The 13,284-nt window shown below is 61.3% G+C and carries 9 protein-coding genes; 3 read left to right on the top strand and 6 right to left on the bottom strand.

The features are described 5' to 3' along the window. Positions 1–154 precede the first annotated feature (154 nt). Positions 155–1,180: a protease SohB gene (gene sohB, locus J1G37_RS25995; RefSeq protein WP_207046359.1), complete on the bottom strand. Its 1,026-nt coding sequence runs from the start codon at positions 1,178–1,180 to the stop codon at positions 155–157. Between the two features lie 194 nt (positions 1,181–1,374). Between sohB and J1G37_RS25990 the strand changes: the two genes are divergently transcribed. Together J1G37_RS25990 and J1G37_RS25985 are read left to right on the top strand one after the other, a co-directional pair. Next, complete coding sequence (locus J1G37_RS25990; RefSeq protein WP_207046358.1) at positions 1,375–2,085, top strand: histidine phosphatase family protein; 711 nt, start codon at positions 1,375–1,377, stop codon at positions 2,083–2,085. 56 nt (positions 2,086–2,141) lie between these two features. After that, positions 2,142–2,456 (top strand): SCP2 sterol-binding domain-containing protein, encoded by a 315-nt coding sequence (locus tag J1G37_RS25985; RefSeq protein WP_192300815.1) that lies wholly within the window; start codon positions 2,142–2,144, stop codon positions 2,454–2,456. A 131-nt stretch (positions 2,457–2,587) separates the two neighbouring features. Here J1G37_RS25985 and J1G37_RS25980 read toward each other — a convergent pair whose 3' ends face one another. Both J1G37_RS25980 and J1G37_RS25975 read right to left on the bottom strand, forming a co-directional pair. Beyond that, positions 2,588–5,224 (bottom strand): glucosidase, encoded by a 2,637-nt coding sequence (locus tag J1G37_RS25980; RefSeq protein ID WP_207046357.1) that lies wholly within the window; start codon positions 5,222–5,224, stop codon positions 2,588–2,590. Between the two features lie 68 nt (positions 5,225–5,292). Beyond that, positions 5,293–6,702: an OprD family outer membrane porin gene (locus J1G37_RS25975; RefSeq protein ID WP_207046356.1), complete on the bottom strand. Its 1,410-nt coding sequence runs from the start codon at positions 6,700–6,702 to the stop codon at positions 5,293–5,295. A 289-nt stretch (positions 6,703–6,991) separates the two neighbouring features. Here J1G37_RS25975 and J1G37_RS25970 point away from each other — a divergent pair, with 289 nt between their 5' ends. Beyond that, complete coding sequence (locus J1G37_RS25970) at positions 6,992–8,368, top strand: VOC family protein (protein WP_207046355.1); 1,377 nt, start codon at positions 6,992–6,994, stop codon at positions 8,366–8,368. A gap of 151 nt (positions 8,369–8,519) precedes the next feature. Here the strand turns inward: J1G37_RS25970 and J1G37_RS25965 are convergent, their stop codons facing one another. From J1G37_RS25965 to J1G37_RS25955, 3 genes are all read right to left on the bottom strand, one after another. Continuing rightward, positions 8,520–8,744 carry a DUF465 domain-containing protein gene (locus J1G37_RS25965; protein WP_207046354.1) on the bottom strand — a complete coding sequence of 75 codons (225 nt, stop codon included), beginning with the start codon at positions 8,742–8,744 and terminating at the stop codon, positions 8,520–8,522. Between the two features lie 235 nt (positions 8,745–8,979). Next, positions 8,980–11,487: an excinuclease ABC subunit UvrA gene (gene uvrA / locus J1G37_RS25960; RefSeq protein ID WP_207046353.1), complete on the bottom strand. Its 2,508-nt coding sequence runs from the start codon at positions 11,485–11,487 to the stop codon at positions 8,980–8,982. An 8-nt stretch (positions 11,488–11,495) separates the two neighbouring features. Further along, positions 11,496–13,196, bottom strand: a complete 1,701-nt coding sequence (locus tag J1G37_RS25955; RefSeq protein WP_207046352.1) for an ATP-binding protein — start codon at positions 13,194–13,196, stop codon at positions 11,496–11,498. Positions 13,197–13,284: the final 88 nt, after the last annotated feature.

Below are 13,284 nucleotides of genomic sequence, written 5' to 3'. Positions count from 1 at the left end.
CGTTGGTGGTGGGGCTGCTGATGCGCTACCCAATCAATGTGGGAGCGGGCTTGCCCGCGATTACAGGGTGTCAGTCGATACATGAGTGACTGATCTACCGCATTCGCGGGCAAGCCCGCTCCCACAAGGGCCCGCTGACATCTGAAGGATCGGGTTACCAGAAGCGCTGCTGGGTCAATCGGCTCCACCAGGTCAGCAATACCCGGTCTACCGAACCGCTGGCCGCCAGGCCCACACGCTCCTGCAAGCTTTTGCGCTCGGCGTAGTGCAGGTGGAACACCTCGGCGGTCTTGGCCTTGGTCGCCAGGTATTCGTCGCTGGTTTGCAGCTCGTCCACCAGTTGCTTGTCGAGTGCTGCAACACCCAGCCACACTTCTCCGGTCGCCACTTCATCGATGGCCAACTGCGGGCGATAGCGCGAGACGAAGTTCTTGAACAGCTGGTGGGTGATATCCAGGTCTTCCTGGAACTTCTCCCGGCCCTTCTCGGTGTTTTCGCCAAACACCGTGAGGGTGCGTTTGTATTCACCGGCGGTCAGCACTTCAAAGTCGATATCGTGCTTTTTCAGCAGGCGGTTGACGTTGGGCAACTGCGCAACCACGCCAATCGAGCCAAGGATGGCGAACGGGGCACTGATAATTTTCTCGCCGATGCACGCCATCATGTAGCCGCCGCTGGCCGCGACCTTGTCGATGCACACGGTCAGCGGCACGCCCGCCTGGCGGATACGCGCCAGTTGCGACGAGGCCAGGCCGTAGCTGTGGACCATGCCGCCGCCGCTTTCCAGGCGCAGCACTACTTCGTCCTTGGGCGTGGCGAGGCTGAGCAGCGCGGTGATTTCATGGCGCAGGCTTTCGGTGGCCGAGGCCTTGATGTCACCGTCGAAATCCAGCACGAATACCCGTGGCTTGGCCTCGGGTTTCTTCTTGCTGTTCTTCTTTTCGGCTTTGCTTTCGGACTTGCGCAAGGCCTTGAGCTGGTCCTTGTCGAGCAGGGTGGATTCCAGGCGCTCGCGCAGGCCCTTGTAGAAATCATTGAGTTTGCTGACCTGCAATTGGCCAGCGGATTTGCGACGACCTTTGCTGCGCAAGGCGGCGAAGCTGATCAGTACCACCAGAATAGCGACCACCAGGGTGACGGTCTTCGCTAAGAAGCTCGCGTATTCGGCCAGAAAATCCATGTTGCTCCTTACAAGTGCAGTGCGCCAGGCGCGGATTGCCCAAGCATACCGGCGGCACCGCGTCGGGGCCAGTGATCAAACCGCCAGCAAGCAGGCCTCCAACGGGCTTTTAAAACAAGCGTATGTTTTTCCATTGACAGCTCGCAGGCATCCCCATAACCTCGCCAGACTTTCAACGTACCGGGAAAACGGACGTGGGCAGCATCTATCTGATTCGACATGGCCAAGCCTCCTTCGGTGCAGACGACTATGACGTCCTGTCGCCCGTCGGCGTGGAACAAGCGCACGTGCTCGGCCGCCACCTGGCCGACCTGGGCGTGACGTTCGACCGCTGCATCGCCGGCGACCTGCGCCGCCAGCAGCACACCGCCAGCGCCGCGTTCGAGCAGTACAGCGCCCTCGGTTTAGCCGTTCCAACGGTGGAAGTGGACAGCGCCTTCAACGAGTTCGACGCCGATGCGATCATCCGCGCCCTGCTCCCCGACCTGCTCACCACCGAACCCGAAGCCCTGGAAATCCTGCGCAATGCCGCGCAGAACCGCAGCGAGTTCCAGCGCATTTTCGCCCTGATCATCGAGCGCTGGCTGGCCGGCACCTATGATCCACCGGGGCTGGAGAGCTGGCTGGGGTTTGTCGAGCGGGTCCAGGGTGGCCTGCAACGCATTCTTGAAGTGGCGGACAACACGCAGAAAATCGCCGTGTTCACCTCCGGCGGCACCATTACTGCCCTGCTCCACCTGATTACCCGGATGCCCGCTGCCCAGGCCTTCGAACTGAACTGGCAAATTGTTAACACCTCGCTCAACCAGCTGAAGTTTCGCGGTCGCGAGGTGGCCCTGGCTTCCTTCAACAGCCACACCCACTTGCAACTGTTGAAGGCGCCGCAGCTCATCACCTTCCGATGAACTGCGGCCAACCGTGACCCCAAGGTCACTGGACTCACCATAAAAGGATCGAAACCATGACTGACGTAGCCAAAGCTGTAGAAGCAATGAAAGCCAAATTCAACCCAAGCGCCGCTGACGGCCTGGACCTGGTATTCGGTTTCCGCATCGACGACACCAAGAATTTCTCCCTGATCGTCAAAGACAAGACCTGCGAACTGCAGGAAGGCGAAAACCCAGACGCCCAAGTGACCCTGGTCATGGACAGCGAAACCCTGGAAGGCATCGTTGACGGTTCCACCGACGGCATGCAGGCCTTCATGGGCGGCAAACTGCGCACCGAAGGCGACATGATGCTGGCGATGAAGCTGAGCGAGCTGTTCCCTTCCTGATTCAAGGGCCACCTTGAATCCCTGTGGGAGCGGGCTTGCCCGCGATTGCGGAGTATCAGTTAATAGATTCAGTGACTGGCACACTGCAATCGCGGGCAAGCCCGCTCCCACATTTTGTTCCATCACAGACCTCAGGTTTTGGGTTGTAGCAACAACGCCACCAACGCACTCCATCCCGTCTGATGCGACGCACCCAAGCCACGTCCGGTCTCACCATGGAAATACTCATGGAACAACACCAGGTCACGACTCGCCGGGTCCGCTTCCAACTGCGCATACCCCGCCATCGATGGCCGCAGCCCATTCTCATCCCTTAGAAACAACCCCGTCAGCCGCGCACTGAGACTGTCAGCCACGTCCTCCAGCGATGCCAGATAACCACTGCCCGTTGGGTACTCCACGGAGAAGTTGTCGGCGTAGTAACGGTGAAATTCGCGCAGCGATTCGATCAGCATGTAATTGACCGGCATCCACAACGGCCCGCGCCAATTGGAGTTGCCGCCATACAAGCGCGAATCGGATTCGCCGGGCTGGTAGCTCGCACATAACGTATTGCCGTTCATCTTCAATGCCAGCGGCTGCTCGGCAAACGCCTTGGACAATGAGCGCACACCAAACGCCGACAAGAACTCCTCCTCATCAAGCATGCGCCGCAACAGATCCTTGGTGCGTTCACCGCGCAGCAACGCCAGCAACAGGCGATTACCCTGGCCCGGCTCGTTCCAGCGCGACACCAATTTGGCCAAGTCGGGCCGGTGCTGCATAAATCCCAGCAAACGCTCGCGCAACCCTTCCAGGCCTTCATGCTCGTGCTGTTCCAACACCAGCACGGCAAACAGCGGCATCAGCCCGACCATGGAGCGCAGGCGCACCGGTTCGTTCTGGCCGTCGGGACGGTGCAGGACGTCATAGAAAAACTGGTCCTGTTCATCCCACAAGCCTTCGGCGCTGTCATCCACGCGGTTGATGGCCCCGGCGATGTACAAGAAGTGCTCGAAAAACTTCACGCCGATATCCACATACACCGCGTTGCGCTTGGCCAGTTCCAGGGCGATGCGCATCAGGTCCAGCGCATACGCGGCGACCCACGCCGTGCCGTCGGCCTGATCCAACTGGTAACCCGGCGGCAACGCGGCCGAGCGGTCGAACAAGGCAATATTGTCCAGGCCAAGGAAGCCGCCCTGGAACAGGTTGCGCCCCTCGGCATCCTTGCGATTGACCCACCAGGAAAAATTCAGCAGCAGCTTGTGGAATATGCGCTCCAGGAAGTCCATGTCGCCTACGCCAGTCAGTGCCTTGTCCTGCTGATACACGCGCCAACTGGCCCAGGCGTGCACGGGCGGGTTGGCGTCGTCGAAACGCCATTCATACGCCGGCAACTGGCCATTGGGATGCATGAAACGATCCTTCACCAGCAGCAACAGCTGTTGCTTGGCATAAGCCGGATCGATCAGCGCCATGGCCACGGCCTGGAAGCCCTGGTCCCAGGAGGCATACCACGGGTATTCCCAGGTATCGGGCATGGAAAGGATGTCGAAGTTGGACAGGTGCCGCCAATGGGTATTGCGGCTATGCAAACGCTCGGGCGGTGGCGCGGGCTGGGCCGGGTCGCCATCGAGCCATTGGTTCACATCGAAATAGTAGAGCTGCTTGGACCACAGCAAACCGGCCAATGCCTGACGCTGTACGTTGCGTGCGTCCTCAGACGCCATACCCTGTTGCAAGGCTGCGTAGAAATCGTCGGCCTCCTGGCGACGCAGCTCAAACAGCTTGCGCGCGTTGACCTGCACAGCGTCCACCGGCGCAAACCGCAGGTAGAGGATTTTGCTTTGCAGGCCCGCCAACTCGAGGATGAACCGCGCGGCAACCTTGGTGCCGCAGTCACGGCGGATCGCCGACTGGACACCCTCCACCACATAATCGTTGATCCCATCCTTGAACGGCCCCGGCGCCGGTTGCCTCTCCAGCCGGGGATGGTTGCTTTCATTTTCACAGAACAACCACTCGACGCCCTCTTGTCCCCACGCGCTGAGGTGGCGGTCAGGCAATTCATGATGGCGTGCCAGTACGTGGTCGCCGTCCTGGGTCAGCTGTGGCTTGGGCGCGCCCTGGGTCCAACTCCAATCATTACGCGCCCACAACTGCGGCAACACCTGCAACCGCGTCGGCTGGTCCGAACGGTTATGCACAGTGATGCGCATGAAAATATCATCGGGTTGATGCTTGGCGTATTCGACACTGACATCGCAGTAGCGGTTGTCTTCGAATACCCCGGTATCGAGGATTTCGTACTCGGCGTCAGCCAGCCCACGGCGGGCGTTCTCGGCGATCAGGTCTGCGTACGGAAAGGCAGCGTGGGGGTATTTGTAGAGCATGCGCATGTAGGCATGGCTCGGTACGCCATCGACGAAAAAGTACAGTTCCTTGACGTCTTCACCGTGGTTGCCCTCGGCATTGTTCAGGCCGAACAGGCGTTCCTTGATGATCCCGTCGCGCTCGTTCCACAGGGCCAGGCCCAGGCACCAGCGTTGCGCCTTGTCACTGAACCCCGCCAGGCCGTCCTCGCCCCAGCGGTAGGCGCGGCTGCGTGCATGGTCATGGGGGAAGTAGGCCCAGGCATCGCCATCGGCGCTGTAGTCTTCGCGCACCGTGCCCCATTGGCGTTCACTCAGGTACGGGCCCCACTCGCGCCAGGGCTCGGCATCTCCGGTTGCCAGGCGTTGGCCTTCGATCGTGTCAGAAATCCGCGTTACGGGCGTGGCCGTCATGGGTCCTCCTGCGCCTACAAGGTGAGGTGCAGTGTAGGACCCATCCACGCCCGTGTGCACATGAAGGTTTAGAAGATGGCGTAGGTGTAGTTGAAGATCAGGCGGGTTTGATCCTGATCGGCAGTGCCGGTGTTCTTGCCGTGGTAGGTACCGGTACGGAAGGTGGTACCGAAGCCTTTCAGAGGACCGGCCTGCACCACGTAGTCCAGGCGGAAGTCGGCTTCGTTTTCTTTCTGGTCAGGACCACCGGCCACCTTCGCCTTGATGTCCCGGCCATCCAGGTACGCCACGGACGCCTTCAGACCCGGCACGTAGGCCTTGAAGTCGTACGAGTACTGACCAAAGTTGACCTGCTCGCCCGCCCGGGAGAACTGACCGACCACGGCATCGGTGAACAGGTAGAAGTCGCTGCCACCGGCACCTTGTGCGTGCGGATCGGCCAGGCTGCCCTGGTTCACCCACACAAAGCCGCCGTCGTCACCCACGCCGATATGGCCAAGCATCAAGCTGCTGCCGCCCAGTTGGTAGGTGAAGGCCGCACTGTAGGTTTTGTTGTCGACTTCGTTGGCGTGCCTGGCATAGCCACCGTTGTTGTTGAACTGGTAGCCACTCTGGCCATTCTTGCCATCGCTGCTGCTGTCGAAGTAGCGCAGGTCGGTCTTGAACGATTGGTCATTGCCCAGCGGCAATACGTGGACCAGGCCGAAATAGTTCTGTTTGTAGAAGTCTTGCAGTTGGGCGTAGTAGTACTGCAGCGTCAGGTTTTTCGCGATGACGTTGTCGGAAGAACCAAACGGCTTGTAGTCCACCCCGCCGAACTTGAAGCTGTCGCTGTCGCGCTGACCGCCAGCCACACTCAAACCGGTGGAGTTGCTGGAGGCACGGCCTTCGGCGCGGTTCAGTTCACCGCCGGTGAAGGTCACGTTGGGAATATCGCTCGACGTCAGGATGCCGCCATCAAAGGTTTGCGGGGCCACGCGGCTGTCGTTGGACACCAGGATCGGCAACACCGGCGCCAAGCCACCACCGACGTGCAACTCGGTCTGGGAAATGCGGAACTTCACATTACCCGCTGCACGACCAAAGGAGTCGGCCGGTTCGGTGCCGTTGTTCTTGGTCGGGAAGAAGCTGTTGCCGTTACCCGACAGGCCCGCGCCTGCGGTGTGGCCATCGCCACCGTCCAGGCGCAGGGCGCCGAACGCCATCACGTCAAAACCGACGCCCACGGTGCCTTGGGTGAAACCGGATTTGTAGTCAAACCGCAGCGCGGTGGCGGTTTCGCGCAAATCGTTGTTGCTGCCCGAGCGGTTGTCAGTGCTGTAGTACATGGTCCGCGAACTGACGGACGCATGGCTGTCTTCAAGGAAACCGCTGTGACCGGTGCCAGTGCCCAGGGAGCCGAGCCCAAAATCATCAGCTAATGCGTGTTGTGCAAGAACGGCGGCGGTGATCGACAACGCCAGTGTAGAAATTTTCATTAACGACGGCCCCTAAACATTTTTTTATGTGTGTGATGTGCAAAACGGCGTTTTCATCCTTGCGAACGTGACGATTCTTTCATGCCGGGTGGGGGCGACTGCGTGAAGAATTAGTTAGGAAAAACGCCGGAAAATGAAATTTTCAGTCGGCTGTTTTTTGTCACATTCACGTCATCTCATTCATCCAAGGAATGAAGTCCAGAGGATTCTTCGTTTGCAAGTGCGGCGGGCGCTCAACAAAATCCAGAACAAGGCCACTTTCATCGCCACCGTCATCAGGAATTTTTCTATGCCTACCACCGCACATGTCAGCCCTGACGAGATCCGCAAGGGCTTTTCCAAGGCGATGTCCGACATGTACCGAGATGAAGTTCCACTCTATGGCGCGCTGATGGCGCTGGTGGCCGAGACCAACACCCACGTGCTCGACGCCCAGCCAGCGCTGGCGCAACAGCTGCAACGCACTGGCGAAATCCAGCGCCTGGATATGGAACGCCACGGCGCCATCCGCCTGGGCACCGCCTTCGAGCTGGCCACCATCGGCCGCCTGTTTGCGGTGATGGGCATGCAACCGGTGGGCTACTACGACCTGACCCCGGCCGGCGTGCCGGTGCATTCCACCGCGTTTCGTGCGGTGCATGAGCAAGCGTTGCAAACCAGCCCGTTTCGCGTATTCACCTCGCTGCTGCGCCTGGAACTGATCGAAAACCCCGAACTGCGCGCCTTTGCCGAAACCGCCCTGGCCAAGCGTTCAATTTTCACCCCCCGCGCCCTGGCGCTGATCGAACAGGCGGAAAAGGCTGACGGACTCAACGCCGTGGACGCCGAGGAATTTATCCGCGAGGCCCTGGAAACTTTCCGCTGGCACCACGCTGCCACCGTCACGCGAGCCCAATACCAGCAACTCAGCGACCAGCACCGCCTGATCGCCGACGTGGTGGCCTTCAAGGGCCCGCACATCAACCACCTGACGCCGCGCACCCTGGACATCGATCAGGTCCAGGCCGCCATGCCCGGCAAAGGCATCACGCCCAAGGCCGTGATCGAAGGCCCGCCGCGCCGCCAATGCCCGATCCTGCTGCGCCAGACCAGCTTCAAGGCCCTCGACGAAGCCATCGCCTTCACCGACGCCCAAGGCAGCCACAGCGCCCGCTTCGGCGAGATCGAACAGCGCGGCGTGGCACTCACCCCCAAAGGCCGCGCCCTGTATGACCAATTACTGAATGCCGCCCGCGACGAGTTGGGCACGTTCCCCACTGAAGGCAACGCCGCGCGTTATGTGCAATTGATGGAACAGCACTTCCAAGCCTTCCCCGACAACTACGCACAAATGCGCGAGCAGGGCCTGGCGTACTTCCGCTACTTCGCCACCGCACAAGGCCTGGCGGCACGCGGCAGAGCCGATCAACCGCGCACACTGGACGCGCTGATCGCAGCAGGTCATGTGGCGGTGGAGCCGTTGGTGTACGAAGATTTCCTGCCGGTGAGTGCGGCGGGGATTTTTCAGTCAAACCTGGGGGATGCGGCGCAGAGTCACTACGCGGCCAACTCGAACAGGGTCGAGTTTGAGAACGCGCTGGGGCGGCGGACGATTGATGAGTTGACGCTGTATGAAGAGACGCAGCAGCGGTCGATAGATGCATGCATTAAAGCGCTGCATGCCTGAAACAAGATACCCACCCAGCTCACCGGCGTAATCCTTACACCGTAAAAGCCCCCAAGAGCCGGGTGGGCGGTGGGCATCATAGGGACTGCGCCGGGCACTGTCCCTATGACAATTCTGAACAAATATGACCTTTCCCCTACAGGAGTATCAGTTAATCCAGCTGCTCCACAATTTTGTCTTTGATCAACAGCCGCTTCTTCTTCAGCTTCTCCACATCCTCATCGCTGGCACTGGCCGACTCCGCCTTCAGCACCTCTTTGTCGGCGTCGTCGTATTGAGTGAGCAGCGAGTCCAGACGTTTGTCGCTCGCCCTGCGTTCGTGAATGACGTCCTTGCTCAACCCCAAGTCCTGATACAGGTCGTGTTTCACTGGCATGGCGTACCTCCGCAAGTTGATCAATGGCTTACGCCCTTGAAGCTAGACCATTGAACGGGGTCTTGTCATGTTTGAGGTCATGTCACTGCTCTAAATGTGGACGCAGGCCCCTGTGGGAGCGGGCTTGCCCGCGATTACGGTATTTCATTCAAAATATCGGTGACTGACACTCCGCCATCGCGGGCAAGCCCGCTCCCACAGGGGCTCGTTCCCACAGGTTGATTTGTGCTGTCTGTCAGGGCAGTTCTCGGGAAAGGAAAGGCGCAGTGCGGCTGGTTTTGTTTTTGGCCACCGCGTGTGGCGTGCCCTGTGCGACCACCTTCCCACCCAAATCCCCCGCCCCCGGCCCGATGTCGATCACCCAGTCACTCTGCGCCACCACGCGCATCTCATGCTCCACCACAATCACCGTATGCCCGGCGTCCACCAGGTGGTTGAGCTGGCTGAGCAAGCGGTCCACATCCCGGGGATGCAGGCCGGTGGTCGGCTCGTCCAGGACGTACAACGTGGCGCCCCGCGCATTGCGTTGCAACTCCGTCGCCAGTTTGATCCGCTGCGCCTCGCCGCCGGACAGTTCGGTGGCCGGCTGGCCGAGGCGCAGGTAGCCCAGGCCGATGTCGCGCAGCACCTGCAACGAGCGCAGCACGCTGGGTTGTTCGGCAAACACTTCGACGGCCTGCTCCACCGTCAGCCCCAGCACCTGGGCGATGCTCAAGCCTTGCCATTGGATCGCCAATGTCTCGGGGTTGTAGCGCGCGCCGTGGCAGGTTGGGCACGGCGCGTACACGCTGGGCATAAACAGCAGTTCCACGCTGACAAAGCCCTCACCCTCGCAGTTGGGGCAGCGGCCCTTGGCAACGTTGAAGGAGAATTGCCCGGCATCGTAACCCTGCTGTTTCGCCGCCGGTGTCGCGGCAAACAGTTTGCGCACGTGGTCGAACAGCCCGGTATAGGTCGCGAGGTTGGAGCGCGGCGTGCGGCCGATGGGTTTCTGGTCCACCTGCACCAGCCGCCGGATCTGCTCCAGGCCGGCGCTGATACGCCCACCGCTGGTTTGCGGGGCGTCGTCTTCCAGGCTCGGCTCTTCATCGTTTTCGACCACGCGACCCAGGCCGCTGCCCACCAGTTCCAGCAGCGCCTGGCTGACCAGGCTGGACTTGCCCGAGCCAGAAATCCCGGTGACCGCCGTAAAGCAGCCCAAGGGAAAATCCACGCTCAGCTCCTTGAGATTGTTGCGCGTCACGCCTTCGAGCTTCAGCCAACCCTGCGGCTCGCGACACACCCGAGGCAAGCCGCTTTTTTCGGCAAACAGATACTCACGGGTCTGTGACGCTTCAATCTGCGCCAACCCCGCCGGTGGCCCGCTGTACAAGACTTGCCCGCCCTGCTCACCCGCCGCTGGCCCCACGTCGATCAGCCAATCGGCGCGGCGCATGGTTTCCAGGTCATGTTCCACCACAAACAACGAATTGCCCGCCGCTTTCAACCGCTCCAGCGCGGTGAACAACGCTTCGCCATCGGCCGGATGCAGCCCTGCCGACGGTTCATCCAGCACATAGATCACGCCAAACAGCTGCGAACCCAGTTGGGTCGCCAGGCGCAAGCGCTGCAATTCGCCGGACGACAACGTCGGCGTACTGCGCTCCAGGGACAAATAGCCCAGGCCCAGCTCGGTCAAGGTGCTGACCCGCTCCAGCAGGTCCTGGGCGATGCGTTGCGCGGCCAGGCGCTTTTCCACCGACAGCTGCATCGTGTCCTGCCCCGCCGCCACCGGTCGCAACAGGTCAGCCAGCTGCGTCAACGACAACTGCGACAACTCGCCAATGTCCACCCCGGCGAACTTCACCGACAGCGCCGCCTTGTTCAGGCGTTTGCCCTCGCACAACGGGCAGGCGCTGCCCTGCATAAACTGCGAGACGCGCTTTTTCATCAGCGCACTTTGGCTATGGGTGAACGTATGCAAGACGTAGCGCCGCGCACCGCTGAAGGTGCCTTGGTAGCTCGGCTCCAACTTGCGCTTGAGCGCATCGCGGGTCTGCTGCGGGGTAAAACCGGCGTACACCGGCACGGTGGGGGTTTCTTCGGTGAACAGGATCCAGTCGCGCTGTTTTTTCGGCAGCTCGCGCCAGGGAATATCCACGTCATAGCCCAGGGTCACAAGGATGTCGCGCTGGTTCTGGCCCTGCCACGCCAACGGCCAGGACGCGACTGCGCGCTGGCGGATGGTCAGCGAAGGGTCCGGCACCATCAGCGCCTCAGTCACTTCATACACGCGGCCGAGGCCGTGGCATTGCGGGCACGCGCCCTGGGGCTGGTTCGGCGAAAAATCCTCGGCGTACAGCATCGCCTGCCCCGGCGGGTAGCTGCCGGCGCGGGAATAGAGCATGCGGATCAGGCTCGACAAGGTGGTGACGCTGCCCACCGATGAGCGCGCACTCGGCGTGCCGCGCTGTTGTTGCAGGGCCACGGCGGGCGGCAGACCTTCGATGCTGTCCACATCCGGTACGCCGACCTGGTCGATCAGCCGCCGCGCATACGGCGCCACCGACTCGAAATAACGTCGCTGCGCCTCGGCATACACCGTGGAAAACGCCAGGGACGACTTGCCCGAACCCGACACGCCGGTGAACACCACCAGGGCATCCCGTGGAATATCCACATCGACGTTGCGCAGGTTGTGCTCGCGGGCGCCGCGCACCCGCACGAAACCGTGGAATTGAGGGATGTTGCGCTGTGAAGTCATGGTCAACCTTATCGCGCGGTGAGCACGCTGCGTACCCGTTGCGTCAGGGCTTCGGGGCTGTAGGGTTTGCTCAGCAGGTGAATGTCGGGGCTCAGCAGATGGTTGCTGGAAAGAATGTCGCGGGTATGGCCCGAGGTGAACAGTACCCCTACGGGCGGGTTCTGTGCACGGGCCCAGTCAGCCAGGTCCGTGCTTTTGACGCGGCCAGGCATGACCACGTCGGTAAAAATCAGGTCCGGCTGCAACCCGCCCTGCAACGCCTGCATGGCGCGGTCGCCGTCTTCGGCGGTGAGCACGGTGTAGCCCGATTGTTGCAGCAGTTCGACCACGGTCAGACGCACGCCTTCGTTGTCCTCCACCACCAGGATGGTTTCCTGGCCGCCGGCGTGCAGCACCTGGTCAATGTGCACATCGAGACTTTCCGGCTCCAGGCTGTGGGGGAAATACATCTGCACCACCGTGCCCTTGCCCTCCTCGCTCCACATCTCCACATGCCCGCCGCTTTGGCGCACAAACCCAAACACCATGCTCAGGCCCAGGCCGGTGCCGTGGCCTTCGCGCTTGGTGGTGAAGAACGGTTCGAACGCACGCTTGAGCGTGACCGGGGACATGCCCACCCCGGTGTCAGTGACCGCCAGGCGCACATACTCGCCGGGCTTGATGCTTTTACCCGCGCAATCGGCGGGGTTGAGGATGATGTTTTCGCCGGTGATACGGATCACGCCCTCGCCTTTCATCGCATCACGGGCATTGATCGCCAGGTTGAGCAGCGCGTTTTCCAGCTGGTTGCGATCGACATTGATAAACCAGGCATCCTGGGGCATTTGCACGTCGATATGGATGGTTTCCCCCAGCGCCCGTTGCAGCAACTCTCCCAAGCCCGCATAGATACGTTGCGGGTTGTACACGGCGGGCGACAACGGTTGGCGCCGGGCAAACGCGAGCAGTTGCGCCGACAGCTTGGCCCCGCGTTCCACGGCCGCAATCGCCGCCGCCACACGGCGCTGCACCTGGGCGTTGTCCGGCTCATGGCGCGCCAGCAAGTGCAGGTTGCCGGCAATCACTTGCAGCAGGTTGTTGAAGTCGTGGGCCACGCCACCAGTGAGCCCGCCGATGGCTTCCAGTTTCTGCGACTGGCGCAACTGCTCCTCGGCGGCGGAGCGTGCCTGCACTTCCGCGGCCACGCGCTGTTCCAGGTTGTGGGTGAGTTCCTGGCGCAGGCGCTCGGAATGCACATGCTCGGTGGTCTCCACCACAATCGCCAACACCCCGGCCGGCTGCTGGTCATCACCGGCCACCGGACTGTAGTAGAGGTCAAGCCACACGGTTTCCGGCTGGCCGTTGCGCAGCAGCACCAGGTCCTTGTTGTTGAACGACAAGGTGCCGCCCGCCAGGCACGTGTCCACCACATGCCGGTTGAAATCAGCGACTTCCGGCCAACCCAGTTCCACCGGCGTGCCCAGCAGGTACGGGTGGCGGCCGCCGGCAAACCGCGAATAACTGTCGTTGTAGATCATGTAGCCCAGCCGCCCCCACAGCATCACCATGGGCACGGGGGACGCCAGCAGCATTTGCACGTTGCAGGCCAGGCTGGGGGACCAGCGGTCAATCGGCCCAAGGTCGGTGGCCGACCAATCGAACGCGCGGATGCGCTGGGCCATTTCGCCGGCCCAGCCTTCACAGCCGTGAGGGTTGGATAAAAACTGCATCGATTGGCTCTGTGCGCAAAGAAGACATCGTCAAGTTTTGGAGCACTGCAAACGCAGATGGTTTCACCGCATCTACGTTAGGCGCAAA

The organism is Pseudomonas sp. Marseille-Q1929, assembly GCF_017316265.1.
Lineage (GTDB): Bacteria > Pseudomonadota > Gammaproteobacteria > Pseudomonadales > Pseudomonadaceae > Aquipseudomonas.
The sequence above is the reverse complement of the archived record's forward strand: the minus strand, read 5'-3'. Positions and strand labels throughout refer to the sequence as shown.

Excerpts from the sequence above, each read along its gene's own strand:
- sohB (WP_207046359.1), bottom strand. The coding sequence starts at position 1,180 with ATGGATTTTCTGGCCGAATACGCGAGCTTCTTAGCGAAGACCGTCACC.
- J1G37_RS25985 (WP_192300815.1), top strand. The coding sequence starts at position 2,142 with ATGACTGACGTAGCCAAAGCTGTAGAAGCAATGAAAGCCAAATTCAAC.
- J1G37_RS25980 (WP_207046357.1), bottom strand. The coding sequence starts at position 5,224 with ATGACGGCCACGCCCGTAACGCGGATTTCTGACACGATCGAAGGCCAA.
- J1G37_RS25975 (WP_207046356.1), bottom strand. The coding sequence starts at position 6,702 with ATGAAAATTTCTACACTGGCGTTGTCGATCACCGCCGCCGTTCTTGCA.
- J1G37_RS25970 (WP_207046355.1), top strand. The coding sequence starts at position 6,992 with ATGCCTACCACCGCACATGTCAGCCCTGACGAGATCCGCAAGGGCTTT.
- J1G37_RS25965 (WP_207046354.1), bottom strand. The coding sequence starts at position 8,744 with ATGCCAGTGAAACACGACCTGTATCAGGACTTGGGGTTGAGCAAGGAC.
- uvrA (WP_207046353.1), bottom strand. The coding sequence starts at position 11,487 with ATGACTTCACAGCGCAACATCCCTCAATTCCACGGTTTCGTGCGGGTG.
- J1G37_RS25955 (WP_207046352.1), bottom strand. The coding sequence starts at position 13,196 with ATGCAGTTTTTATCCAACCCTCACGGCTGTGAAGGCTGGGCCGGCGAA.